Origin of the sequence: Pseudomonas sp. IAC-BECa141 (assembly GCF_020544405.1) — a bacterium.
GTDB lineage: Bacteria > Pseudomonadota > Gammaproteobacteria > Pseudomonadales > Pseudomonadaceae > Aquipseudomonas.
In genome coordinates, this window is the sequence record NZ_CP065410.1 from 3,144,827 (window position 1) to 3,168,281 (window position 23,455).

The window sequence follows — 23,455 nt, forward strand, 5'->3', positions numbered from 1 at the left end:
TGATGCCTGAATCGCTGCCCGCGGAGATCGTTGCGACGCCCTCCGCCCATTTGTCACGCAGGACCCGCGCCCTCAACGGACGCGGGAGTCCGTGGGTGGTCGTGCTGGCCATCGCGGTGTCGCTGTTGTCGTTGGTGCCGATCGGCTTTGTGATCGGCGTGTCGTGGTACACCGGCTGGGCAACCATCGAAGCTTTGGTCTTCCGCCCTCGGGTGGCCGAGCTGCTGATCAACACCGTGCTGCTGGTACTGATCACGCTGCCGATCTGCATCGTGCTCGGCACCACTCTGGCGTGGCTGACCGAACGTACCGACCTCCCGGGGCGACGGCTGTGGTCATTGCTGGCGGTCGCCCCGCTGGCGGTGCCGGCGTTCGTGCACAGCTACGCGTGGGTCAGTCTGATTCCGTCGATCAATGGATTGCCGGCCGGGGTGCTGGTGTCGGTGATCGCCTATTTTCCGTTTCTGTACTTGCCGATTGCAGCGACGTTGCGCCGCCTCGATCCGGCGATTGAAGACGTCGCCGAATCCCTCGGCCTCAAGCCGTGGGCAGTGTTTTTCCGGGTGGTGTTGCCGCAACTGCGCCTGGCGATCTGCGGCGGTGCGTTGCTGGTCGGTCTGCACTTGCTGGCGGAATACGGCCTGTACGCGATGATCCGCTTCGACACTTTCACCACGGCGATTTTCGACCAGTTCAAGTCAACCTTTAACGGCCCGGCCGCCAACATGCTCGCCAGTGTATTGGCGCTGTGTTGCCTGGCGATGCTGATGGTGGAATCCGGCGCCCGTGGTCATGCGCGATACGCCCGCGTCGGCTCCGGCAGCGCTCGCGAACAACGCACCGTGCGCCTGCATCGGCGCACTGCCGCGCTGGGCTTGTGCCTGCAAGGCCTGACCTGCCTGCTGGCGCTCGGCGTGCCGTTGCTGACCCTCGGCAAATGGCTGATCGCCGGCGGCGCCGAGGTCTGGCAAGGCAACGAATTGCTGCCGGCGTTGCTGCAAACGCTGTCGTTCGGGGTGGCCGGTGCGCTGTTGACCAGCCTCGCGGCGATCCCGATTGCCTGGCTGTCAATTCGTGCCCCCGGCAAGCTGCAGCGCCTGCTCGAAGGCTGCAATTACATCACCAGCGCGCTGCCGGGAATCGTCGTGGCGCTGGCACTGGTGACCGTGACCATCCATTTCGCCCGACCGATCTACCAGACCACGATCACCGTGCTGCTGGCCTATCTGCTGATGTTTCTGCCCCGGGCACTGGTCAGCCTGCGCGCCGGGTTTGCGCAGGCGCCGGTCGAGCTGGAAAACATCGCGCAAAGCCTCGGGCGCTCACCGTTGCGCGCCCTGTGGCAGATCACCTTGCGTCTGGCGGCGCCCGGTGCGGCGGCGGGCGCGGCGCTGGTATTTCTGGCGATCACCAATGAACTGACCGCGACCCTGCTGCTCGCGCCCAACGGCACGCGCACCCTGGCCACCGGTTTCTGGGCCATGACCAGCGAAATCGACTACGCCGCCGCAGCGCCTTACGCGCTGCTGATGGTGCTGTTGTCGCTGCCGCTCACGGCCATCCTCTATCACCAATCCAGGCGCAGTGCCGGCCGATGAACGCTCTCGAAATCAACTCATTAAGCAAAGCCTTCGGCGCACAAACGGCGCTGGACTCCGTCAACCTGTCCGTCCCGACCGGCAGCCGCACAGTGATCGTCGGCCCCTCCGGCTCCGGCAAGACCACCCTGTTGCGGATGATCGCCGGGTTCGAATTCCCCGACGCCGGCAGCCTCACGCTCAACGGCCAGACCCTGGTCGACAGCACCCACGCCGTACCCGCGTATCAACGGCAGATTGGTTACGTGCCGCAGGACGGTGCGCTGTTCCCGCACATGACCGTGGCCGACAACATCGGATTCGGACTGACGGAAACCGGCGGCACCCGAACCGAACGCATTCAGGCACTGATGGACAGCGTCGCCCTGAACGCCGACATGGCTGCGCGTTGGCCCCACGAACTGTCCGGCGGCCAGCAACAACGGGTGTCACTCGCTCGCGCACTGGCCCAGCGGCCACGCCTGATGCTGCTCGACGAGCCCTTTTCCGCCCTCGACACCGGCTTGCGCGGCGCCATGCGCAAAATGGTCGCGCGCCTGCTGGAGGATGCCGGCGTGACCACGATTCTGGTGACCCACGATCAGGGCGAAGCGCTGTCGTTCGCCGACCAGTTGGCCGTCATGCGCGACGGTCGTCTGGTGCAGTCGGGGCATCCGATGGACCTCTACCGCTATCCCTGCGACGAACAGACCGCGCATTTTCTCGGCGAAGCCGTGGTCATGCCCGCCCGGATCGAAGCCGGCTGGGCCCATTGCGATCTGGGTCGGGTGGCGGTCAACACCAACGGTTTTTCCGGCGCCGCGCAGATCATGCTGCGGCCTGAACAACTTCAACTCTCGGACATCCCGCCCGACCCGGACGGCTGCCACGCAGTGGTCACTGATCGAGACTTCGGCGGCAACGTCTGCACCCTGACCGTGGAACTTCGCTCCCGGGCCAGCCCCGGCCGCTCATTGCTGGTACGCAGCTCCGGCATGCACGCGCCACCGGCCGGCAGCACCGTGCAGTTGTCCATTCTGGGGGCAGCCCACGTCTTTGCGATGCCCTGACTACAGGTCGAAGCGATCCACCGCGCGGCGCCGCTCGTTGTCGTCGCGCACGTCGTAGCTGGCGGTCGTCTGGATGTTGCTGTGGTGGGCCAGCTTCTGGGCGATCGACAGGTCGTGTTCTTCGATCACCCGAGTGATGAACGAACGACGGAAATCATGGGGCATGATTTTCACACCGACCTGGGTCCCGCGCTGGCGGGCAATGTAATAGATCGCGTGCTTGGTAATGCGCTCACGGGTGATGTGGCTGCCACGGCGGATGCGGTTGAACAGAAACGTGTCGTCGCTCTCGCCTTCCTTGAGTTCCGAGCGACGAAACTCCAGCCAGGCATTCAGTTTGGCGAACGCCCAGGCTGGCGCGTACTTGATCAGTTGTTTATTGCCCTTGGCGGTGACGCACAGACTGCGCTCGTTGAAGTCCACCTGATTGAGGTCCAGATCCACCGACTCCGACTTGCGCATGCCGGTGCCGTACAACAGCGCAATCACCGCCGCATCACGCAAACCTTGCGGTCGCGGATCGGCCGCGCAGACTTCCATCAATTCATGTATCAGCGTGCGCTTCAAGTTGCGCCCCTGAGACAGTCGTGTACCGGCAATGCCTTTGACCGAGCGCATCTTCAATAGATGTTCCTGGCTGATAAGACTCATGCGCCAGGCTTCATTCATCACACCGCGAATCGCGTTTACATACAGCGAAGACGTATTCGGCGCGTAATTGTCGGCGCGCAATGCGGCGACTAACGCAACCACATCTTCCGGTTGCAGTGCATGCCAGGGAATGTCTTCGACGTTCATGTCTTCGAAGCCGAGACGGTCGGCGGCATCTTGCAGAACGTAACGCATGGTCAGTTGGCTGGAGGGAGCCAGACGCGCCAGATACACGGTCATCGGGTTGGTTTTCAGGGTGTCGGGGGATGCAACGGGTAAGTCAATCAAACGTCGGGCCTTGAGTAAAAACAGTTCAACACAGCAACTAACAACTGCAACATTTTTAATATAAGGGGAACACTTCCGTAGGACTTTTCTACTAAAAACCGCGATAAGCGGTAGAAGTCTGAACAGTGGCTGTATGGGTTTCAGATAAACGATTCGCCGACCGGTTTTTCATGTTCCTTTCACAAAAACGGGCATAACCTTAATTCCACTGAGTCCTGTGCCGGCGCTGCCCAACCTGCCGGGCAACGCCTGAAATGTCAACCGAACCCGACGTTATGTCGTCTTGGCAACTTATTGATGCAAAGGATTTTTTCGCGTCTACGCTTTGATTGGATCCGATTTCCTATTGGATCTATTTCTTTTTTCTTTGCAATGAGGTGTGCATGAGTCAGGCGTTTCTCCCCTTCTCTCGCCCCAGTATCGGCGACGAAGAAATTGCCGCCGTAGAGCAAGTACTGCGGTCCGGCTGGATCACCACCGGGCCGAAAAACCAGGCACTTGAAGAACAGTTTGCGCAGTACGTCGGTTGCCGGCATGCCGTGGCACTTTCCTCGGCCACCGGTGCCATGCATGTAACGTTGCTGGCGCTGGGCATCGGCCCCGGCGATGAAGTCATCACCCCGTCGCAGACCTGGGTGTCCACCGCCAACATGATTTCCCTGCTCGGCGCCACGCCAGTGTTCGTCGATGTCGACCGCGACACCCTGATGACCGACGCCGCGCGCATCGAAGCCGCCATTACCCCGCGTACCAAAGCGATCATTCCCGTGCATTACGCCGGCGCCGCGTTCGACCTTGATCCGCTGTACGCGCTGGCCGACAAGCACGGCATCGCCGTGATCGAAGACGCCGCCCATGCCGCCGGAACCCGCTATAAGGGCCGCCACGTCGGTTCGCATGGCACCGCGATCTTCTCATTCCACGCGATCAAGAACATGACCTGCGCCGAAGGCGCGATGTTCGTCACCGACGACCAAGCCCTGGCCAACCGCGTGCGCATGCTCAAGTTCCATGGCCTGGGCGTCGATGCCTACGACCGTTTGACCCATGGCCGCAAACCCCAGGCCCAGGTGATCGAGCCCGGTTTCAAATACAACCTGGCCGACATCAACGCGGCGATTGCGCTGGTGCAACTGGAACGTCTGGACGCAATCAACGCCCGCCGCACCGAACTGGCCACGCAATACCTGCAAAAACTCGAAGGCCTGCCGGTGCAACCGCTGGCGGTTCCGCATTACGCGCAACAGCACGCCTGGCACCTGTTCATCCTGCGCATCGACAGCGAGCGCTGCGGGATCGATCGCGAAGCCTTCATGAAGGGTTTGCAGGAGCAAGGCATCGGCACCGGCATCCACTTCATCGCCACCCACCTGCACACCTGGTATCGCCAGCGTGACCCGCACTTGTCCTTGCCTGACACCGAGTGGAACTCGGCGCGGCTGTGCTCGATTCCCTTGTTCCCCGACATGACCGACCATGATCTGGACCGGGTCGTCGGGGCCATTGAACACCTGATGGGGAAACGCCCGTGAGACCTTATCCGATTCATTGCGTGTCGATCGTCATCCCGGTCTACAACGAAGAAGACAGCCTGCCGGAACTGCTGCGCCGCACCCGCGCCGCCTGCCAGCAATTGCGCCATGACTACGAAATTGTGCTGGTCGATGACGGCAGTCGCGACGCCTCTGCGCAGTTGCTCGAAGACGCCGCGTTAGTCGAGGACAGCCCATTCGTGGCGGTCATCCTCAACCGCAACTACGGTCAGCACGCCGCGATCATGGCCGGCTTCGAACAGTGCAAGGGCGACGTGGTGATCACCCTCGACGCCGACCTGCAGAACCCGCCGGAAGAAATCCCGCGTCTGGTGGCCGAGGCCGAAAAGGGCTACGACGTGGTCGGCACCGTGCGCGGCAATCGTCAGGACTCGGCGTTGCGCCGCTATCCGTCGAAACTGATCAACCTCGCCGTGCAACGCTCAACCGGTGTCGCCATGAGCGACTACGGCTGCATGCTCCGCGCCTACCGCCGCACCATCATCGACGCGATGCTCGCCTGCCGCGAACGCAGCACATTCATTCCGATCCTCGCCAACAGCTTCGCCCGCCACACCACCGAAATCCCCGTGGCCCACGCCGAGCGCGAACACGGCGATTCGAAATACAGCCCGATGCGCCTGATCAACCTGATGTTCGACTTGATCACCTGCATGACCACCACGCCCCTGCGCCTGCTGAGCATCATCGGCTTCGCCATGGCCGGGCTCGGCGTGCTGTTCGCGGCGGCGCTGATTGTCATGCGCCTGGCGTTTGGCGCCGGCTGGGCCGGCGATGGCCTGTTCGTGCTGTTCGCCGTGCTGTTCGTGTTCACCGGTGGCCAGTTCATCGGCATGGGCCTGCTGGGCGAATACCTGGGCCGCATGTACAGCGATGTGCGCGCCCGCCCGCGTTTCTTCATCGAAAAGGTCCTGCGCGGGCACCCCGCCAAGCCGGTTCCAGCCATCACCGTTGACGGCCTCAATTCCAACTCCACGTCTGATCAGGTTCTCTCATGAGCGCAAAAACCGTTGTCTTCGCTTACCACGATATTGGCTGCGCCGGCATTCAAGCCCTGCTCGACAGTGGCTATGACATTGCGGCGGTGTTTACCCATGCCGATGATCCGAAGGAGAACACCTTCTACGCCTCGGTTGCACAACTGTGCGCCAACAAAGGCATTGCGGTTCATGCCCCGGAAGACGCCAACCACCCGTTGTGGATCGAGCGGATTGCCAAGCTCGATCCGGACTACATCTTCTCCTTCTACTATCGCCACCTGCTGAGCGAGCCCCTGCTGGCGCTGGCCAAAAAAGGCGCCTTCAACCTGCACGGCTCGTTGCTGCCGCGCTATCGTGGCCGCGCGCCGGCCAACTGGGTGCTGGTCAACGGCGAAACCGAGACCGGCGTGACCCTGCACCGCATGGTCAAACGTGCCGACGCTGGCGCCATCGTCGCCCAGCAGCGCGTCGCCATCGAGCGCGTCGACACGGCGCTGAGCCTGCACGGAAAATTGCGCACTGCCGCCAGCGACCTGTTGCGCGACGCTTTGCCGGCGATGCTTCAGGGCCAACTCACCGAAACTCCGCAAGACGAATCCAAAGCCACGGTGTTCGGCCGTCGCACTCCGGCGGACGGCAAACTGGTCTGGGCGCAACCGGCGGAAAAACTGTTCAATCTGGTGCGGGCCGTGACCCAGCCCTACCCCGGCGCCTTCTGCGCCGTGGGCGAGCACAAGCTGATTGTGTGGAGCGCCGAAGTCGTCAAGGGCAACGAAGGCCAGGCGCCGGGCCGGGTCATCAGCGTCGATCCGCTGCGCATCGCCTGCGGTGAGGACTCGCTGGTGATCAACGCCGGTCAGCGCAACGACAACGGCCTGTACCTGAGCGGCCCGCAACTGGCCAATGAACTGGGTCTGGTGGACGGTTCGCTGCTGCGCGGTGCCGAGTCCGGCCGTGGCCCGCGCCACACACGGGTGCTGATCCTCGGTGTCAACGGTTTCATCGGCAACCATTTGTCCGAGCGCCTGCTGCGTGACGAGCGCTACGAAGTCTATGGCCTGGACATCGGTTCCGATGCCATCGACCGACTGCGCAGCCATCCGCGTTTTCACTTCGTCGAAGGCGACATCAGCATTCACTCGGAATGGATCGAGTACCACATCAAGAAATGCGACGTGGTCCTGCCGCTGGTGGCCATCGCCACGCCAATCGAATACACGCGCAATCCGCTGCGGGTGTTCGAGCTCGACTTCGAAGAAAACCTCAAGCTGGTGCGCTACTGCGTCAAATACAACAAGCGCGTGATCTTCCCGTCGACCTCGGAAGTCTATGGCATGTGCCAGGACAAGCACTTCGACGAAGACACCTCGAACCTGATCGTTGGCCCGATCAACAAGCAGCGCTGGATCTACTCGGTGTCCAAGCAACTGCTGGACCGGGTGATCTGGGCGTATGGCGCCAAAGGGTTGAACTTCACCCTGTTCCGTCCCTTCAACTGGATGGGGCCACGACTGGATCGCCTTGATTCGGCGCGTATCGGCAGCTCCCGCGCCATCACCCAGTTAATCCTCAATCTGGTGGAAGGCACGCCGATCCGCCTGTTCGATGGTGGCGAGCAGAAACGCTGCTTCACCGACATCGCCGATGGCGTCGAGGCGCTGGCGCGGATCATCGATAACGACAACGACGTCTGCAACGGCCAGATCATCAACATCGGCAACCCGGACAACGAGGCGAGCATTCGTCAGTTGGGCGAAGAACTGTTGCGCCAGTTCGAAGCGCATCCGCTGCGTTCCAACTTCCCGCCGTTCGCCGGTTTCCGCGACGTCGAAAGCAAGGCGTTCTACGGCGCCGGCTACCAGGACGTCGAGCACCGCAAACCGAGCATCGCCAACGCCAAGCGCCTGCTGGACTGGACGCCGACCGTGGAAATGCGCGAGACCATCGGCAACACGCTGGATTTCTTCCTGCGTGAAGCGATGCTGGAAATCGAGAAGCGCCCTCATAAAGAGGCATGCTGATGCAGGCCGGATTGCGCATCGATGTCGACACCTATCGCGGCACCCGCGAAGGCGTGCCGCGCTTGCTGGAAATTCTCGATGAAGCGCAGATCAAGGCGACGTTTTTCTTCAGTGTCGGTCCGGACAACATGGGCCGGCATCTGTGGCGCCTGATCCGTCCGCAGTTCCTCTGGAAAATGCTGCGCTCCAATGCCGCCGGTCTGTACGGCTGGGACATCCTGCTCGCAGGCACGGCGTGGCCGGGCAAACCGATCGGCCGCGACCTCGGGCACCTGATGCGTCAGGCCCGGGCCGCCGGCCACGAGGTCGGCCTGCACGCCTGGGATCACCACGGCTGGCAGGCCAATGCCGGGCGCTGGAGCGATGCGCAACTGGTCGAGCAGATCCGTCAGGGCGTCGACACCTTGAGCGACATCCTCGGCGAAAAGGTCATGTGTTCAGCCGCCGCCGGTTGGCGTGCGGACGAGCGTGTGATCGAAGCCAAACAAGCCTTCGGCTTTCGCTACAACAGCGATTGCCGTGGGCAGCGGCTGTTTCGCCCATTGCTGTCTGACGGCTCGGTCGGCGCGCCGCAGATTCCGGTGGACCTGCCGACCTTCGATGAAGTGGTCGGGCCGAGTGTGGCGGCGAAGGATTTCAACGCTTTCATCCTCGACCGGTTCCGCCCGGACAACCTCAACGTCTACACCATTCACGCCGAAGTAGAAGGGATTCTGATGGCCGAAGATTTTCGTCGACTGCTGGCCGACGCACGCCAGCGACATATCCACTTTCAGCCGCTGGGCGACTTGCTGCCCGAGTTTCTCAACACCCTGCCCGTCGGCCGTGTGCAACGCGGCGCCCTCGAAGGCCGCGAAGGCTGGCTGGGAGTGCAAGGCGCATGAGCAAACGCTGGGCATTACCGCTGTTGCTGGGGATTTTTCTGCTGGCCTATTTACTGCCGCTGGGCAGTCATGGTCTGTGGATTCCCGATGAAACCCGTTATGCGCAGATCAGCCAGGACATGCTGCTGAGCGGCAACTGGGTGTCGCCGCATTTCATGAACCTGCGCTACTTCGAAAAACCAGCGGCCGGGTACTGGATGATCGCCCTCGGGCAGGCCGTGTTCGGGCAGAACCTGTTCGGCGTGCGGTTTGCCTCGGCCCTGAGCACCGGGCTGAGCGTGTTGCTGTGTTTTCTCATCGCCCGCCGTTTGTGGAATGACCCGCGCAAAAGCTTCGTCTGCGCCCTGCTCTACATGAGCTTCGTCATCGTTGCCGGCCAGGCCGGTTACGCCAACCTTGACCCGCAATTCACCTTTTGGGTCAACCTGAGTCTGGTGGCGCTGTGGTTTGCCCTCGACAGCCGTTCCAACGGCCAGCGCATGGCCGGTTGGGCGGTGCTGGGCCTGGCGTGCGGCATGGGGTTCATGACCAAGGGGTTTCTCGCCTGGCTGCTGCCGGTGCTGATCGCCTTGCCGTGGATGCTCTGGCAAAAGCGCTGGAAGGAATTGCTGCTGTACGGCCCGATTGCGATTGCCGTAGCGATCATCGTCAGCCTGCCGTGGGTGTTGGCGGTGCACGGTCAGGAACCGGATTACTGGCGATTTTTCTTCTGGCACGAGCACATCCGCCGGTTTGCCGGCGACGATGCCCAGCATGACGCGCCGTGGTGGTTCTATCTGCCGCTGCTGGTGGCGTTCAGTCTGCCGTGGGTGGGAATGCTGCCGGTGGCGCTGAAACAGGCGTGGCAGACCCGTCGTGATACGAGCATTGCGTTTCTCGGCCTGTGGCTGCTGATGCCGCTGCTGTTCTTCAGTCTGAGCAACGGCAAGTTGCCGACCTACATTTTGCCGTGCCTGCTGCCGCTGGCGTTGCTGCTGGGCCATGCACTGGCCGATCGCCTGCGCCTGGAGCAAGGCCGGGCACTGGGCCTCAATGGCCTGCTGAACCTGTTGCTGGGCATCGTCACGCTGATCGGGCTGGTTTACGTGCAGCTCAAGCGCCCGCTGTACGACCACGAATTGCACAGTCTGGTGCTGGTGTTCATCGCCCTGACCGGCTGGATCATCAGCAACCTGCTGCAAGCGTTTCGTCCGTTGCAATGCTGGGCGGCGCCGGCGGTGGGCAGTTTGCTGCTGATCGCATTGCTGCCGGCAGCGCTGCCCAAATCGGTGGTGGCGAACAAGATGCCAGACCAGTTCATCCTCGCCCATCAAACGGAACTGGCAAGCGCCACGCACCTGCTGAGCAACGACCTGGGCGCCGCATCGGCCCTGTCCTGGCGCCTGAAACGTCCGCAGGTCGCGCTATACAACACGATAGGCGAATTGAAATATGGGCTTGCCTATCCTGACGGCATTCAACAACGGGTCGATCCCGATCAGGTGCAACAGTGGATGCGCGAAGCCCGCAAGACCGGTTCGGTCGGCGTGGTGATGCGGGTCAAGGGGCAAGACGAACTGGACGAACTCGACAGACTGCCCAAGGACGGCGTTCGTTATGAGCAAGGCAATCTGGTGATCATGATGCTTCCGCAGGAGGCGTCATGAGCCTGTGGTTGCTGTTGCTCGCCTGCCTGCTGACCTGCCTGGGCCAGGTCGCGCAGAAATTCGCCGTCGAGAGCTGGCGCGGCGCGAGCCTGACGTGGTCGCGCAAAGTGCGCTCGCCGTGGCTGTGGCTGGCCCTGTTTGCCCTCGGCGGCGGATTGCTGGTGTGGTTGCTGGTGTTGCAGCGCCTGCCGGTCGGCATCGCCTACCCGATGCTCAGCCTGAATTTCGTGATCATCACCCTGATCGCCCGTTTCGCGTTCAAGGAGCCCGTCGACATTCAGCACTGGTTCGGCGTGTTGCTGGTGATCGGCGGCGTAGCGTTGTTGGGGCAACAGTCATGAACCGGCGCCGTGGAATTTTCTTCGCCCTGGCCAGCGTGCTGCTGGTGAGCGTGGCGCAACTGAGCATGCGCTGGAGCATGACGCGCCTGCCCCGACCGGATCAGTGGCTGACCGTGCCCGGTGTCGATTCAGTCGCGCTGGCCGTGGTGTTCGCGGCGATCTTCGCCTATGCGCTGTCGATGCTCTGCTGGCTCGCCGCCCTGCGCGATCTGCCACTGGGCCGGGCCTATTCGCTGCTGAGCATCAGCTATGCGCTGGTGTATCTGCTGGCGGCCAGCCTGCCGTGGTTCAACGAATCCTTCAGTTTCTCCAAATCACTGGGCGTGGCGCTGGTCATGCTCGGGGTCATCACCATCAATACTCGTCCGGCCCGTGCGCCCGAATTGAGGAGTTCGCCATGAAAATCACAGTGTTTGGTAGCGGTTATGTCGGCCTGGTGCAGGCCGCCGTGCTGGCCGAAGTCGGCCATGACGTGGTGTGCATGGACATCGACGAGAAAAAAGTCGAACTGCTGCGTCAGGGCCACGTCAGCATCTTCGAGCCGGGGCTGGCCAGCCTGGTCCGCGAAGGCCTGGACGCCGGGCGCCTGCAATTCACCTGCGATGAAAAACTCGCGGTGCAGCATGGCAAGGTCGCGTTCATTGCCGTCGGCACCCCGTCAAAAGAAGACGGTTCGGCCGACCTGCGTTACGTGCTCTCGGTAGGCGACGCCGTGGCCCGCCACCGTGAACAGCCGCTGATTCTGGTGGAGAAATCCACCGTACCCGTCGGCACCGGCGACACCTTGCGCACCCATCTGGACAAAGCGCTACTCAAGGCCGGACGCCTGTTGCAGTTCGATATCGTCTCCAACCCGGAATTTCTCAAGGAAGGCTCGGCGGTCGCCGATTGCCGTCGGCCGGACCGGATCGTCATCGGCTGCGAACGCGAAGAAGTGCGCGACGTGATGCGCGATCTGTACTCGCCGTTCAACCGCAATCATGACCGCATCATGTTCATGGACCTGCGCAGCGCCGAACTGACCAAGTACGCCGCCAACTGCATGCTGGCGACCAAGATCAGTTTCATCAACCAGATCGCCGAGCTGGCCGAACACCTGGGTGCGGACATCGAATCGGTGCGTCAGGGCATCGGCGCCGACAGCCGCATCGGCTACCACTTCATCTACCCCGGTTGCGGTTACGGCGGCTCGTGCTTCCCAAAAGACATGCGCGCACTGATCCACAGCGCCGAAGAGGCACACTGCTCCAGTGATTTGCTGCAAGCGGTGGAAGCGATCAACCAGCGGCAGAAACACAAGTTGTTCGAACGCATCAACGCGTTCTACAAGGGCGAACTGCGCGGCAAGACCTTCGCCCTGTGGGGCCTGGCCTTCAAGCCGAACACCGACGACATGCGCGACGCGCCGAGCCGGGTGCTGCTGGAGTCATTGTGGGCCGCTGGCGCCAATGTGCGGGCGTTCGACCCGGAAGCCATGCAGGAAACCCAGCATCTGTACCCGGACGAATCGAAACTGATGCTGATGGGCACCCCGGAATCCGTGCTCGCCGGTTCCGACGCGCTGATCATCTGCACCGAATGGCAGCAGTTCAAGGCGCCGGATTTCGACCTGATCCAACAACGCCTCAAGGCCCCGGTGATCTTCGACGGCCGCAACCTGTACGACGCCGAACGCCTGGCCCGCAATGGCTTCCATTACTTCCCGATGGGTCGGGGCGAGTCGCGCACCTTGCCGATTCCGTTGCAGCAATGGCCGCACGCTTCGGACGTGGCCTGATGGGGTTATCCCCCACCCTGCGCCGGCAGTCCCTGATCGCAGGGCTGCTGGCGTTCGTGTTGTTCATTGCCGGCGTGTACGGGCAAGCGCCGATCGGTTTCGACTCACGCTTCGTGCTGTTCGCCCAGGAAATGCTGCGACACGGACCCAGCGTGTTTCCCACCACTTATGGTGAGCCGTACGCGGATTATTCGGCGCTGTCGACGCTGTTCATCTGGCTGTTGTCGTTACCGTTCGGCACGGTCAACAGCCTGACGGCGTGGCTGCCGAGCGCGGTTGCCAGTGCGGTGATCGTGACGTTGATGTATCGCTTGCTCGCACCTTCATCCGTGCGCTGGGCGGTGGTCAGCATCGCGTTGCTGATGCTCACCGGCACCTTCATCACCGAGACCCGCGCGGTGTCGCAGGATCTGATGCTCGCCGCCGTGGCGTTTTCGGTGTTCTACCTCGGCTATGCCCACGATCATTTCGCTGCCGCTCGACGCTGGCCGCTGGTGTTCCTTCTATTGCTGCTGGGGTTCGGTATTCGCGGGCCGATCGGGCTGGTGGTGCCGACCGGCATGCTGTGCAGTTACTACCTGCTGGGTCGCCAATGGTCGCGTCTGTTGACCTTCGGTGTGCTGGCGTCGCTGCTGCTGGCGGCGTGCGTCGGGCTGTTGTTGTGGCTGGCGGATCTCAGCGGCGGGTCGGCGTTTCGTCAGGACGTGATCCGCATGCAGTTCATGGGGCGCATGGACGGCAGCGAAGGCGTCAGCGGTTCGCTGTATTACTTCACCAGCTCGCTGGGCAACTACGCGCTGGCGTATCCGCTGGCCTTGCTGGCGCTGGCGGCCGCGTGGCTGAGCCAACCGCGGCAGCGCGGCCCGGCCTTGCGACTGGTGCAGTATTGCGCGGCGGCGGGGTTGATCGTGATGCTCGGGCTGTCAATTCCGCAGGCGAAAAAGGCCCGTTACCTGCTGCCGATGCTGCCCATGGCGGCGATCATTGCGGCGTATCCGTTTCAGGTGTTGCATGGCCGGGTGTTTGCCTGGCTGCGTGTCGGCCTGCAGGGTTTGTGGTTATTGATTCCTGGATTGTTGATCGTCCTGTTGTGGGTGGCGAAGCGACGGTTCCCCGAGTCGTTGACCGACCTGACACCGGTAATGATCGTGCTGGGATTGCTGCAGCTGGCCGCAATGTCGCGGTTGCGACTGCCGCGCTGGCGAACCGAAGTCCTCGCGTTCAGCGCCGTGCTGGCGGTCTGGTCGGCCTATGCGCTGGTGTTCGAACCGGTCGAGCGCCAGCTCTATGACACGCGAACCTTCAGTCAGGCGGTAATAAAGCGGATCCACGAGCAACCCGCGCCGCTGGTGCTGCACGGCATGGGCAAGGACGCCAAGGCGATCAAGTTCATGGTCAACGTCGAGCAGGACCTGCAACCGCTGTTCACCGAAACCACGCAGGCACTCGAAGCACTCAAGGGGCCGGCGTGGCTGATGATGGATCGCAGTGACTACCTGGCCCTGCAAGGCACGCCGATCGGGGCGTTGCAGCCGGTGCTGAGCGGGCGATTCGACAAAAACGATTATGTGTTGCTATGGCTGACGCCTTAACCTGCGCGCCTTGATTTCGACAGGGACCGCTGACTGATGACCTTTACCGTGCGACTGGCCCTGGCAGCCGATGCCATCGCCCTCCCCGCCATCGAGCGTTCGGCCACCGCGCTGTTTCGCCTCGACCCGTCACTGGCCTGGCTGGCAGATGCCGCTGTGCCGCAGGCCTCGGCGCATTTAGCGGCCATTGAACGGGACGAACTGTGGGTGGCGGAAAACAACGACGGGCAACTTGCAGGTTTTTTAAGGGCGGTGACTGTCGATCAACAGTTGCACATTGAGGAACTGTCCGTCAGCCAACACTTTCAAGGTCGGGGCGTCGGTCGCAAGTTGCTGTTGTCGGCGATTGAACAAGCGCGTCTGTGGCAACTTCGGGCGGTGACGCTGACGACGTTTCGCGACCTTGCATGGAATGCGCCGTTCTATCAGCGCATGGGTTTTGCGCTATTGAACGCCGAAGACTGCGACGCGCGCCTGAACCAAGTATTGCGCAATGAAATCGCTCACGGATTGCCCGGCGAGCGACGTTGCGCCATGCGCCTGGTGCTCACGCCGTCGCCTTGAGATCAACCCCCAGCGCCTGGGCAAACGCCTTGACCAACGGGCTGCGCACGGTGTTGTGTCGCAGGATCAGATTGAACGGCGTGTCGAAGTGGATCAGCTCCGGGCACACCGCGCGAAACTGCCCGGCGGCCACCAGCGTGGCGGCGTAATGCTGGGGCAGAAAGCCCACGAAACGCCCGGTCTTGATCAACAACGCCACCGCTTCGACCTGGGTCGCCGAGGCGGAATAACTGTCGTAGCGGGCAAAGTTGAGCTTGTCGCGATGGATCGCATAGCGGTGGTTGATGCACTCGTAATCCTGCAGCACGTTGCCGCCTATCTGGTCTGCCGGCAGGTCGAACAACGGGTGGCCGACGGCGCAGTAAGCCTGCGAGCGTTCTTCATAGAGCGGGTAATAATCGAATTCTTCGCGCTTTTGATATACCGGAACGATTCCGGCCACTAAGCGGCCTTCCACTACGCCTCTTTCAACTTCATCCAACTGGGTCGCCTGAAGTTGAAACCTTACTTTCGGCGAGTGTTCATTTATCTTTCTAAGTGCGGCAACTAACGGCGAATTATCGTCGCTGATCGTATTGTCGATCACCCCCACTCCCAGATCACCGATAAGTTCGTTCTGCGCTGAACTAAGCCGGTCACGAAAGTTGTCGACCGAGGCAAACAAGTCAATCGACGCCTGATACACCAGACGCCCCTCTTCGGTCAGGTGAAACCCTTCGCGCCCCCGGGTACACAGGCGCATGCCGATGCGGATTTCCAGGTCGGAGATCTGCTTGCTGATCGCCGCCAAGCCCACGTTCAGCTCGTTTTGCGCCGCGCTGAAGCCGCCGGCCTCGACCACCGCCTTGAACACCTTGAGCAGTTTGAAATCCAGTCCGCTGAGGGCCAAAGGTGCCCGGTGAGCGGTTTTGACCGGTGGGTTTCCGGAATTGGAAAGTGGGGTTTCCATAATGCTGATTTACCTCTGGCGCAATGTTCAACAATCTGTGTCCAACAACAAAAACATCGCCGGCTAATAATAATGACCACAGAAAACAAGCCTTGGCAACCGCCAAAAAATCCCGAACATCAGTGCCAACTCACTGATCGGCAAACATAAAAAGCTGACACTTCGATCAGCTCTTGTCTCTTTGCAACTGCCCTCTTGAAAACTGCTTTGGCCTTATTCCGTCCGCGGCTGTTCGCTAAATAGCCAGCGCGATTTTCAGGGCCATGCACACCGATTTCAGTTCGCTTTACCGACGAGGAAAACAACAAATGTCTCAAACCACCGACCGTCTCTGGGGCGCCCGTTTCAAAAGCGGCCCGTCCGCAGCCCTGGCGGCCCTGTCCCGTTGCCCCGAGCGCTATTTCCGCCTGACGCCGTACGATCTTGCCGGCTCCAAGGCGCACGCCGGGGAGCTGCAGCGTGCCGGCCTGCTGGACGAGCAGGAAACCCGCACGATGATCGAAACCCTGGACGGCATCGGTGCCGATTTCGCTGCCGGGCGCATCGCCCCGACGCTGGACGACGAAGACGTTCACACCTTCATCGAACGCCTGCTGACCGAGCGCCTCGGCGCACTGGGCGGCAAGCTGCGTGCCGGCCGCTCGCGCAACGACCAGACCGCCAACGATCTGCGCCTGTTCCTGCGCGATCACGTGCGCACCCTGGCCGTGGAAGTGCTGGCCCTGCAAACGGCGCTGGTGGATCAGGCCGAGCAGCACGTCGAAAGCATCTGCCCCGGTTTCACCCACTTGCAGCAGGCGCAACCGATCGTGTTCGCCCATCACCTGCTGGCCCACGCCCAATCGATGTTGCGTGACGTGCAGCGTCTGGTGGACTGGGACGCACGCACTTCGCTGTCGCCCCTCGGTGCTGCGGCCATGGCCGGTTCCGCCATCGCTCGCCAGCCGCAGCAATCGGCCAAGGAAATGGGCTACGCCGGGGTTTGCGAAAACTCCATCGACGCCGTGGCCAGCCGCGATCACGTCGCCGAATTCCTGTTCATCGCCAGCATGCTCGGGATCAATATCTCGCGTCTGGCCGAAGAGTTCTGCCTGTGGTCGTCGCGCCAGTTCCGCTGGGTCGATCTGGATGACGCCTACGCCACCGGCAGCTCGATCATGCCGCAGAAGAAAAACCCCGACATCGCCGAACTGGCCCGGGGCAAGGCTGGTCGCCTGATCGGCAACCTGACCGGCCTGCTCTCGACGCTCAAATCCCTGCCGCTGTCGTACAACCGCGACCTGAGCGAAGACAAGAACGGCGTGCTCGACAGTGTCGACACTCTGCTGCTGGTGCTGCCGGCCATGGCCGGAATGGTTGCGACCATGACCGTCAACGTCGAGGAATTGCGGCGTCAGGCGCCGCTGGGTTTCACCCTCGCCACCGAAGTCGCCGACTGGCTGGCGGTGCGCGGTGTGCCGTTCAAGGAAGCCCACGAAATGACCGGAGCGCTGGTGCAAGCCTGCGAAAAACACGACCTCGAATTGTGGGAAGCCTCGCCGGCATTGCTGGCCGAGATCGACCCGCGCCTCACGGCAGACGTGCGTGACAGCCTGACCCTGGAAGCCGCCATCGCTGCCCGCAGCGGTTGGGGCGGCACCGCGCCGCAACAGGTGCGCGAGCAGATCAGCCGCTTGAAAACCGCCCTCGCCGCGCAGCAACAGTGGACCGAAAACTACCAGGGCTTCCGCCTCTGAGCCGGGTCCCCCTCCCACCGGGAGGGGGTTGATCGAAAAGTACAGTGTACGGAGAAACACCATGAGCCAGACTCAGGCAGAACGACTCCAGGCGGAGCGCAAACTGGCGGAAAACCAGTTCGACATTACCCAGTACCAACACGTGCCACGGCGTTATTACGGGCGGATTTTCTTCGCCACCGTGATCGTCATCGCCATCATCGGCCTGGTGCGGGCCTTCGCCGAAGGCAAGATCGAATGGTCGTACATCGGCCAGTTCCTCACCTCCGAAGCGATCATGTGGGGCCTGTTCAACACGATCATCATGGCCGTGCTGGCCATGGCGCTGGGCATCGTGTTCGGGGTCATCACCGCCATCATGCGCATGTCGGCCAACCCGATCCTGCGCTACGTGGCAGTGACCTACACCTGGCTGTTTCGCGGTACGCCGCTGATTCTGCAACTGCTGTTGTGGTTCAACCTGGCGCTGATCTTCCCCACCATCGGCATTCCCGGCCTGTTCCAGCTCGACACCGTGAGCCTGATGACGCCGTTCGTGGCCGCCCTGCTCGGCTTGAGCATCAACCAGGGCGCCTACACCGCTGAAGTGGTACGCGCCGGCCTGCTGTCGGTGGACACCGGCCAGTACGAAGCGGCCAAGTCGATCGGCATGCCACGCCTGCAAGCGCTGCGCCGGATCATCTTGCCCCAGGCCATGCGAATCATCATTCCGCCGGTCGGCAACGAATTTATCGGCATGGTGAAAATGACCTCGCTGGCGAGCGTGATCCAGTACTCGGAACTGCTCTACAACGCCCAGAACATCTACTACGCCAACGCCCGGGTCATGGAGCTGCTGATCGTCGCCGGTATCTGGTACCTGGCCACCGTCACCGTCCTGTCCTTTGGTCAAAGCCGTCTGGAGCGTCGTTTCGCTCGCGGCGCCGGCAAGCGTTCTTGAGGAATCCGTCATGAGAAGCATCGTCAAGGCCGTGAGCCTGAACAAATATTACGACCAGTACCACGCGCTCAAGGACATCAACATCGAGGTCGAGCAAGGCGAAGTGCTGTGCATCATCGGCCCGTCCGGCTCGGGCAAGAGCACCCTGCTGCGCTGCGTCAATCAGCTGGAAAAGATCGACAAGGGCGGCCTCTGGGTCGACGGCGAACTGGTCGGCTACCGCGTCGTCGGGCACAAGCTGCACGAACTCAACGAGTCGCAGATAGCTCGCCAGCGCCTGGCCACCGGCATGGTGTTCCAGCGCTTCAATCTGTTTCCGCACATGACTGTGCTGCAAAACATCATCGAGGGCCCGTGTCAGGTGCTCAAGCGTTCGCCCAAGGAGGCGCACGAAGAAGCCCTGGAACTGCTGGCCCGGGTCGGCCTGGCCGACAAACGCAACAGCTACCCGATTGAACTCTCGGGCGGTCAGCAGCAACGGGTGGCGATTGCCCGAGCCCTGGCCATGCGACCCAAGCTGATGCTGTTCGATGAACCTACTTCGGCACTCGACCCGGAACTGGTCGGTGAGGTGCTGTCGGTGATGCGCGACCTGGCGCAGACCGGCATGACCATGATCGTCGTCACCCATGAACTGGGCTTCGCCCGGGAGGTTTCCAACCGCATGGTGTTCATGGACGACGGGCAGATCGTGGAGGCTGGAAGCCCCGAAGAAATACTAATAAGTCCGCAAAACCCGCGCACCCAAAGCTTCATTTCTGCCGTTCGAACCTGAGGCCCCTTTGGCCTTCACAACACTCATAAGAGAACGTCCATGAAGAACTTCGTCATTCCAGCAGTACTCACCTCCCTCATGTCTTGCGGTTTCGCCGTGGCCGCCGACTTGCCGGCCAGCATCAAGGAGAAAGGCGAGATCGTCGTCGCGATCATGCCCAACTATCCGCCGATGGATTTCAAGGACCCGGCCACCAACAAGCTCACCGGCCTTGACTACGACCTGGGCAACGCCCTGGCCGAACGCCTCGGGGTCAAGATCAAGTGGCAGGAGACCGGCTTCGAGCAAATGATCAACGCCCTGACCACCGAACGCGTGGACATGGTCCTGTCGGGCATGACCGACACCGCCGAGCGTCAGGCCAGCGTGACCTTCGTCGACTACTTCACCAGCGGCCCGCAGTTCTACACCTTGCAGAAAAACACCGCGACCAACGAGATCATCGACCTGTGCGGCAAGAAAGTCGGCACCAGCCGCCGCACCACCTTCCCGTCGGAAATTGCCGAGTGGAGCAAGGCCAACTGTGAAGCGGCCGGCAAGCCTGCGATCAACGTGGTCGGCACTGAAGGCTCGGCCGACGCCCGCGCCCAACTGCGCCAGAGCCGCATTGATGCGGCGATGCAGGGCAGCGAAACCCTGTCGTACCTCAAGACCCAGGAAAAGGACATGTACAAAACGGTCGGCCAACCGATCTCCGTGCAGTTCACCGGGCTGGGAGTGAGCAAGAAGAAGCCTGAGCTGAGTGAAGCCGTGAAAGTGGCGCTGCAGAGCATGGTGGATGACGGCAGCTATGGCGCGATTCTGAAGAAGTGGGATCTGGAATTGGGTGCGATCAAGGAAGTGACCATTAACGCGGGCAAGTAATCCGGTCAGCGCCACCTTTCCATTGTGGGAGCGAGCTTGCTCTGGGCGGCATTCCGACGAAGTCAGTGTGTCATTCACCAGGGATGTCGACTGACATGGCCTCATCGCGAGCAAGCTCGCTCCCACAGGTACAGCGTACGTCCCTACATGTGTGGAGCGCCCAATGCTCAGTTCACCCCAACCCGCCTGGCCCGACCAGCACAAAGCCTGCCTGGCCCTGGCCTTCGACCTCGACGGCCCGACCGGCGATGCCATGCTCAACAACTCGATCTGGCACAAACCCGAGTATTTCGGCTTCGGCGGCTACGGCCCTTACCGCGCCCTGCCGCGCCTGCTGGATCTGCTCGACACCTTCAAGATCCCGACCACCTTCTTCGTCCCCGCGTGGGTCGTGGAAAACTGGCCGAAACAATGCCAGGCCATCGTCGAACGCGGCCATGAAGTCGCCTACCACGGCTACAAGCACGAATCCTTCTACGCCCTGACGCTGGATCAGCAGCAGGCCGTGATGAACAAATCCCGCGACGTCTTCTGGCAATACCTGCACATCCGCGCCGAGGGCTTTCGCACGCCGTCCGGCGACTGGCGCGCCGAAACCCCGGCGATGCTGGCCGACAACGGCGTGATCTATTCCAGCAGCATGCGCGGCGACGATCGCCCGTATCTGGTCAACGTCCCCGGCCACGACACGCCGCTGGTGGAAATTCCCGGCCGCTGGGAAATGGACGACTACGCCTCCCTCGCCTACACCCGCGCACCGAACTTTCCGTCCGGGCTCGACCGCACCGCCAGCTACGAGCTGACCCTCGACAACTGGCAGCGCGAGTACGACGGCGCGATGGACGAAGGCCTGTGCCTGACCACCCTGTTCCACCCGAAAATCACTGGCAAACCGGGACGCATCCTGTTGCTGGAGAAACTCTTCCAACACATGCGCCAGCGCGAAGACGTGTGGTTTGCCACCTGCCGCGACGTCGCACGCTGGTGGCTGAAGGAGCATCACCATGGCTGACGCGAATAATCTCTGGCCTGCCGGTAAACGCTGCGCAGTGGTGCTGACCGTCGATTACAACGATATCCACGGCATTCTCACCCAGGCCCCGGAAGTCGCCGGGCGCGACAAGACGCTGTCGGTGTGGCGCTACGGCACCCAACGCGGCGTCGAGCGTTTGCTCAGCCTTTTCAGGGAACTCGGGGTGCGCAGCAGCTGGTTCGTGCCCGGCATCGTCGCCGAGGAAAACCCGCAGCATATCGTCGCGATCCAGGCTGACGGCCATGAAATCGCCTGCGCCGGCTACCGCCATCAGGATTACGACACGCTGGATCTGGCGACACAAAGCGCAGAGGTCGCCAAGGGTTGTGCTGCGCTGGAAGCCTTGACCGGCGTGCATCCCAGCGGATTCCGGATCCCTGCGGGCAACGGCGCGCCGGGCTTCATCGAAGCCTTGAAAGATCACGGCATTCACTGGTCGTCATCATGGCGCGGCGATGACCTGCCGTTCCTTCATCCAACCGCGCCTGAAGTCGTCGAGTTGCCGTTGCATTACGAACTGGAAGACGAACCCTATTTCGCCTTCAACCTGAGCCCGGCCGTGCCGCCGGCGCAATCGCGGATCGCCTCCTACAGCCACACCCTGGGCAACCTGCAAATGGACTTCGCCGGATTTCACCGCTTCGGCCTGTGCTACGTGCTGCGCCTGCATCCGGAAATCATTGCCACGCCGGGGCGCGTCGGCGTGCTGCGCGAATTGCTGCAAGGCATTCAGCAGCATGACGACGTGTGGATCGCCACCGGCGCCGAAGTCGCGCAGTGGTGGGCGCAAACGGCGGCGCCGGTCGCGCAGGATCATCCGGCGTCGGTGTATGAACGCCATTATCGGGACTACCTCGTATGACGGAACGCATGCAGCGGCTGGCGCAGTTTTGCGTCGAGACCCGGTTTGAAGACCTGCCGCCGGCGTTGGTGGAACAGGCCAAACGGCACATTCTCGACACCTTCGGCGCAGCACTGGCCGGGGCCGACAGTGCGGTAGCGCTTCAGGCACGGCAGGTGTTCGGCGCCGAACCGGGCACCGCACTGGTCTGGGGTACAACACTGGGCGTCGGTGCGGGGCACGCCGCATTGCTCAACGGTATCGCCGCCCACGCGCTGGAACTGGACGACACCGGCGGTTGCGACCACTCCGGCGCGGTGGTGTTGCCGGCAGTGATGGCGGCGCTATCGCTGGTGGATCGGCCGGTAGACGGTCGCGAGTTCATCACCGCTACGGTGATCGGCTACGAAATCGGCCGGCGCGTGCTGGAAGCCTGCGGCAGTTATTCGGCGCACAACGGCGCCGGCTGGCATTCCACCGCCACCTGCGGCGTGTTCGGCGCGGCGGCGGCCTGTGCGCGGATCTTTGCGCTGGATCTCGGGCAAACCGTGTCGGCGCTCGGCATCGCCGGCAGTTTCAGCGGTGGGTTGTGGGCGTTCATCCATGACGGTTCGCAAAGCAAGAAACTGCACAGCGGTCGTGCGGCCGAGGGCGGTTTGCTCGCGGCGCGTTTTGCTCGCGAAGGTGTCAGTGGGCCGTCGATGTTGTTCGAGGATGTCTGGGGTGGTTTTCTTAAAACCCTCGCGCCGGGCAGTGCGCAGCCGGATGCGCTGAATGCTGATTTGCGACGGGTCTGGAAACTCGCGCGCTGTTCGATCAAACCCTATGCCGCGTGTCGTGGCACTCATTCGGCCATCGATGCGCTCGGTTTGTTGCTGGAGCAATTACAGGTCGGCGCGGATCAGGTGGAAGACGTCCAGGTGAGTTTGTGCGGGTTTCTGCTCGACATGTGCGGCGGTCGCGACACCCGAAGTCTGGCCGCTGCGCAGATGAGCCTGCCCTACGCCCTCGCCGTGCGACTGGTACACGGTCATTGCCGGTTGGAGGCTTATGACGAACAGCCACGCAACGATCCGCGCATTGCCCACTGGCTGACGCGCATTCGCCTTGAAGTGGATGAGCGACTGTCGGAGGATGGCGAGCCGGTAGTCGTCGTTCGAACCCGCGACGGGCGCGAAGCAAGCCTGTGTGTCGAGGTGCCGCTGGGCGCGCCGGGTAATCCGCTGAGTGAGGCGGCGCTGGAGGAAAAGTTTTTCAGTCTGGCGTTGCGGGTGATTTCACCGCTCAAGGCCGAGCCGCTATTTGCGCAGCTACGACAGCTGCAAACGCTGGATTCCGTGCGCGATCTCGAGCACCTGTTAACCGAATAAGGA

21 protein-coding genes are annotated in these 23,455 nt (G+C 62.2%); 19 read left to right on the top strand and 2 right to left on the bottom strand.

What is annotated here, in order from left to right:
• Positions 1-2: 2 nt before the first annotated feature.
• Both I5961_RS14280 and I5961_RS14285 read left to right on the top strand, forming a co-directional pair.
• Positions 3-1,598 carry an ABC transporter permease gene (locus I5961_RS14280; protein ID WP_227232612.1) on the top strand — a complete coding sequence of 532 codons (1,596 nt, stop codon included), beginning with the start codon at positions 3-5 and terminating at the stop codon, positions 1,596-1,598.
• Positions 1,595-2,647, top strand: a complete 1,053-nt coding sequence (locus I5961_RS14285; RefSeq protein ID WP_227232613.1) for an ABC transporter ATP-binding protein — start codon at positions 1,595-1,597, stop codon at positions 2,645-2,647. The genes I5961_RS14280 and I5961_RS14285 overlap by 4 nt, the downstream gene beginning before the upstream one ends.
• On the opposite strand, the gene xerC is transcribed toward I5961_RS14285, so the two are convergent.
• Positions 2,648-3,538 (bottom strand): tyrosine recombinase XerC, encoded by an 891-nt coding sequence (xerC, locus tag I5961_RS14290; protein WP_085696090.1) that lies wholly within the window; start codon positions 3,536-3,538, stop codon positions 2,648-2,650.
• A 431-nt stretch (positions 3,539-3,969) separates the two neighbouring features.
• Between xerC and arnB the strand changes: the two genes are divergently transcribed.
• The 10 genes from arnB to I5961_RS14340 are packed head-to-tail and all read left to right on the top strand — an operon-like array spanning position 3,970 to position 14,944.
• Positions 3,970-5,118: a UDP-4-amino-4-deoxy-L-arabinose aminotransferase gene (gene arnB, locus I5961_RS14295; RefSeq protein WP_227232614.1), complete on the top strand. Its 1,149-nt coding sequence runs from the start codon at positions 3,970-3,972 to the stop codon at positions 5,116-5,118.
• On the top strand, positions 5,115-6,137 hold the full coding sequence (arnC, locus tag I5961_RS14300) for an undecaprenyl-phosphate 4-deoxy-4-formamido-L-arabinose transferase (protein ID WP_227232615.1): 1,023 nt from the start codon (positions 5,115-5,117) through the stop codon (positions 6,135-6,137). The genes arnB and arnC overlap by 4 nt, the downstream gene beginning before the upstream one ends.
• Positions 6,134-8,140 (top strand): bifunctional UDP-4-amino-4-deoxy-L-arabinose formyltransferase/UDP-glucuronic acid oxidase ArnA, encoded by a 2,007-nt coding sequence (gene arnA / locus I5961_RS14305; protein WP_227232616.1) that lies wholly within the window; start codon positions 6,134-6,136, stop codon positions 8,138-8,140. Before arnC ends, arnA begins: the two co-directional genes overlap by 4 nt.
• The gene (gene arnD / locus I5961_RS14310) at positions 8,140-9,024 is read left to right on the top strand and encodes a 4-deoxy-4-formamido-L-arabinose-phosphoundecaprenol deformylase (RefSeq protein WP_085702033.1); all 885 of its coding nucleotides are present in this window, start codon (positions 8,140-8,142) and stop codon (positions 9,022-9,024) included. Before arnA ends, arnD begins: the two co-directional genes overlap by 1 nt.
• Complete coding sequence (arnT, locus tag I5961_RS14315) at positions 9,021-10,670, top strand: lipid IV(A) 4-amino-4-deoxy-L-arabinosyltransferase (RefSeq protein WP_227232617.1); 1,650 nt, start codon at positions 9,021-9,023, stop codon at positions 10,668-10,670. The genes arnD and arnT overlap by 4 nt, the downstream gene beginning before the upstream one ends.
• Positions 10,667-11,011, top strand: coding sequence for a 4-amino-4-deoxy-L-arabinose-phosphoundecaprenol flippase subunit ArnE (arnE, locus tag I5961_RS14320; protein WP_227232618.1), 345 nt, complete (start codon positions 10,667-10,669; stop codon positions 11,009-11,011). Before arnT ends, arnE begins: the two co-directional genes overlap by 4 nt.
• Complete coding sequence (gene arnF / locus I5961_RS14325) at positions 11,008-11,412, top strand: 4-amino-4-deoxy-L-arabinose-phosphoundecaprenol flippase subunit ArnF (RefSeq protein ID WP_227232619.1); 405 nt, start codon at positions 11,008-11,010, stop codon at positions 11,410-11,412. The genes arnE and arnF overlap by 4 nt, the downstream gene beginning before the upstream one ends.
• Positions 11,409-12,788 carry a UDP-glucose dehydrogenase family protein gene (locus tag I5961_RS14330; protein ID WP_227232620.1) on the top strand — a complete coding sequence of 460 codons (1,380 nt, stop codon included), beginning with the start codon at positions 11,409-11,411 and terminating at the stop codon, positions 12,786-12,788. Before arnF ends, I5961_RS14330 begins: the two co-directional genes overlap by 4 nt.
• A complete protein-coding gene (locus I5961_RS14335; RefSeq protein ID WP_227232621.1) occupies positions 12,788-14,380 on the top strand; it encodes an ArnT family glycosyltransferase in 1,593 nt (530 codons plus the stop codon). Before I5961_RS14330 ends, I5961_RS14335 begins: the two co-directional genes overlap by 1 nt.
• Before the next feature lie 36 nt (positions 14,381-14,416).
• Positions 14,417-14,944 (top strand): GNAT family N-acetyltransferase, encoded by a 528-nt coding sequence (locus tag I5961_RS14340; RefSeq protein ID WP_227232622.1) that lies wholly within the window; start codon positions 14,417-14,419, stop codon positions 14,942-14,944.
• On the opposite strand, the gene I5961_RS14345 is transcribed toward I5961_RS14340, so the two are convergent.
• Positions 14,928-15,893, bottom strand: a complete 966-nt coding sequence (locus I5961_RS14345) for a LysR family transcriptional regulator (protein WP_085696080.1) — start codon at positions 15,891-15,893, stop codon at positions 14,928-14,930. The two genes, I5961_RS14340 and I5961_RS14345, sit on opposite strands and share 17 nt — an antisense overlap.
• Positions 15,894-16,201: 308 nt before the next feature.
• On the opposite strand from I5961_RS14345, the gene argH reads away from it, so the two are divergent.
• The 7 genes from argH to I5961_RS14380 all read left to right on the top strand — a co-directional run bounded on the left by argH (position 16,202) and on the right by I5961_RS14380 (position 23,452).
• Positions 16,202-17,629 (top strand): argininosuccinate lyase, encoded by a 1,428-nt coding sequence (gene argH / locus I5961_RS14350; protein ID WP_227232623.1) that lies wholly within the window; start codon positions 16,202-16,204, stop codon positions 17,627-17,629.
• A 61-nt stretch (positions 17,630-17,690) separates the two neighbouring features.
• Complete coding sequence (locus I5961_RS14355) at positions 17,691-18,569, top strand: amino acid ABC transporter permease (protein WP_085687163.1); 879 nt, start codon at positions 17,691-17,693, stop codon at positions 18,567-18,569.
• Between the two features lie 10 nt (positions 18,570-18,579).
• On the top strand, positions 18,580-19,344 hold the full coding sequence (locus I5961_RS14360; protein ID WP_227232624.1) for an amino acid ABC transporter ATP-binding protein: 765 nt from the start codon (positions 18,580-18,582) through the stop codon (positions 19,342-19,344).
• A gap of 39 nt (positions 19,345-19,383) precedes the next feature.
• Positions 19,384-20,208, top strand: coding sequence for an ABC transporter substrate-binding protein (locus I5961_RS14365; RefSeq protein ID WP_085696078.1), 825 nt, complete (start codon positions 19,384-19,386; stop codon positions 20,206-20,208).
• A gap of 163 nt (positions 20,209-20,371) precedes the next feature.
• The gene (locus I5961_RS14370; protein ID WP_227232625.1) at positions 20,372-21,220 is read left to right on the top strand and encodes a polysaccharide deacetylase family protein; all 849 of its coding nucleotides are present in this window, start codon (positions 20,372-20,374) and stop codon (positions 21,218-21,220) included.
• Positions 21,213-22,103, top strand: coding sequence for a polysaccharide deacetylase family protein (locus I5961_RS14375; protein WP_227232626.1), 891 nt, complete (start codon positions 21,213-21,215; stop codon positions 22,101-22,103). The genes I5961_RS14370 and I5961_RS14375 overlap by 8 nt, the downstream gene beginning before the upstream one ends.
• Positions 22,100-23,452, top strand: coding sequence for an MmgE/PrpD family protein (locus tag I5961_RS14380; RefSeq protein ID WP_227232627.1), 1,353 nt, complete (start codon positions 22,100-22,102; stop codon positions 23,450-23,452). Before I5961_RS14375 ends, I5961_RS14380 begins: the two co-directional genes overlap by 4 nt.
• The last annotated feature ends 3 nt before the right edge of the window (positions 23,453-23,455 follow it).

Coding starts and splice junctions, on each gene's coding strand:
- I5961_RS14280 (WP_227232612.1), top strand. CDS start 3: ATGCCTGAATCGCTGCCCGCGGAGATCGTTGCGACGCCCTCCGCCCAT.
- I5961_RS14285 (WP_227232613.1), top strand. CDS start 1,595: ATGAACGCTCTCGAAATCAACTCATTAAGCAAAGCCTTCGGCGCACAA.
- xerC (WP_085696090.1), bottom strand. CDS start 3,538: ATGACCGTGTATCTGGCGCGTCTGGCTCCCTCCAGCCAACTGACCATG.
- arnB (WP_227232614.1), top strand. CDS start 3,970: ATGAGTCAGGCGTTTCTCCCCTTCTCTCGCCCCAGTATCGGCGACGAA.
- arnA (WP_227232616.1), top strand. CDS start 6,134: ATGAGCGCAAAAACCGTTGTCTTCGCTTACCACGATATTGGCTGCGCC.
- arnD (WP_085702033.1), top strand. CDS start 8,140: ATGCAGGCCGGATTGCGCATCGATGTCGACACCTATCGCGGCACCCGC.
- arnT (WP_227232617.1), top strand. CDS start 9,021: ATGAGCAAACGCTGGGCATTACCGCTGTTGCTGGGGATTTTTCTGCTG.
- arnE (WP_227232618.1), top strand. CDS start 10,667: ATGAGCCTGTGGTTGCTGTTGCTCGCCTGCCTGCTGACCTGCCTGGGC.
- arnF (WP_227232619.1), top strand. CDS start 11,008: ATGAACCGGCGCCGTGGAATTTTCTTCGCCCTGGCCAGCGTGCTGCTG.
- I5961_RS14330 (WP_227232620.1), top strand. CDS start 11,409: ATGAAAATCACAGTGTTTGGTAGCGGTTATGTCGGCCTGGTGCAGGCC.
- I5961_RS14335 (WP_227232621.1), top strand. CDS start 12,788: ATGGGGTTATCCCCCACCCTGCGCCGGCAGTCCCTGATCGCAGGGCTG.
- I5961_RS14340 (WP_227232622.1), top strand. CDS start 14,417: ATGACCTTTACCGTGCGACTGGCCCTGGCAGCCGATGCCATCGCCCTC.
- I5961_RS14345 (WP_085696080.1), bottom strand. CDS start 15,893: ATGGAAACCCCACTTTCCAATTCCGGAAACCCACCGGTCAAAACCGCT.
- argH (WP_227232623.1), top strand. CDS start 16,202: ATGTCTCAAACCACCGACCGTCTCTGGGGCGCCCGTTTCAAAAGCGGC.
- I5961_RS14355 (WP_085687163.1), top strand. CDS start 17,691: ATGAGCCAGACTCAGGCAGAACGACTCCAGGCGGAGCGCAAACTGGCG.
- I5961_RS14360 (WP_227232624.1), top strand. CDS start 18,580: ATGAGAAGCATCGTCAAGGCCGTGAGCCTGAACAAATATTACGACCAG.
- I5961_RS14365 (WP_085696078.1), top strand. CDS start 19,384: ATGAAGAACTTCGTCATTCCAGCAGTACTCACCTCCCTCATGTCTTGC.
- I5961_RS14370 (WP_227232625.1), top strand. CDS start 20,372: ATGCTCAGTTCACCCCAACCCGCCTGGCCCGACCAGCACAAAGCCTGC.
- I5961_RS14375 (WP_227232626.1), top strand. CDS start 21,213: ATGGCTGACGCGAATAATCTCTGGCCTGCCGGTAAACGCTGCGCAGTG.
- I5961_RS14380 (WP_227232627.1), top strand. CDS start 22,100: ATGACGGAACGCATGCAGCGGCTGGCGCAGTTTTGCGTCGAGACCCGG.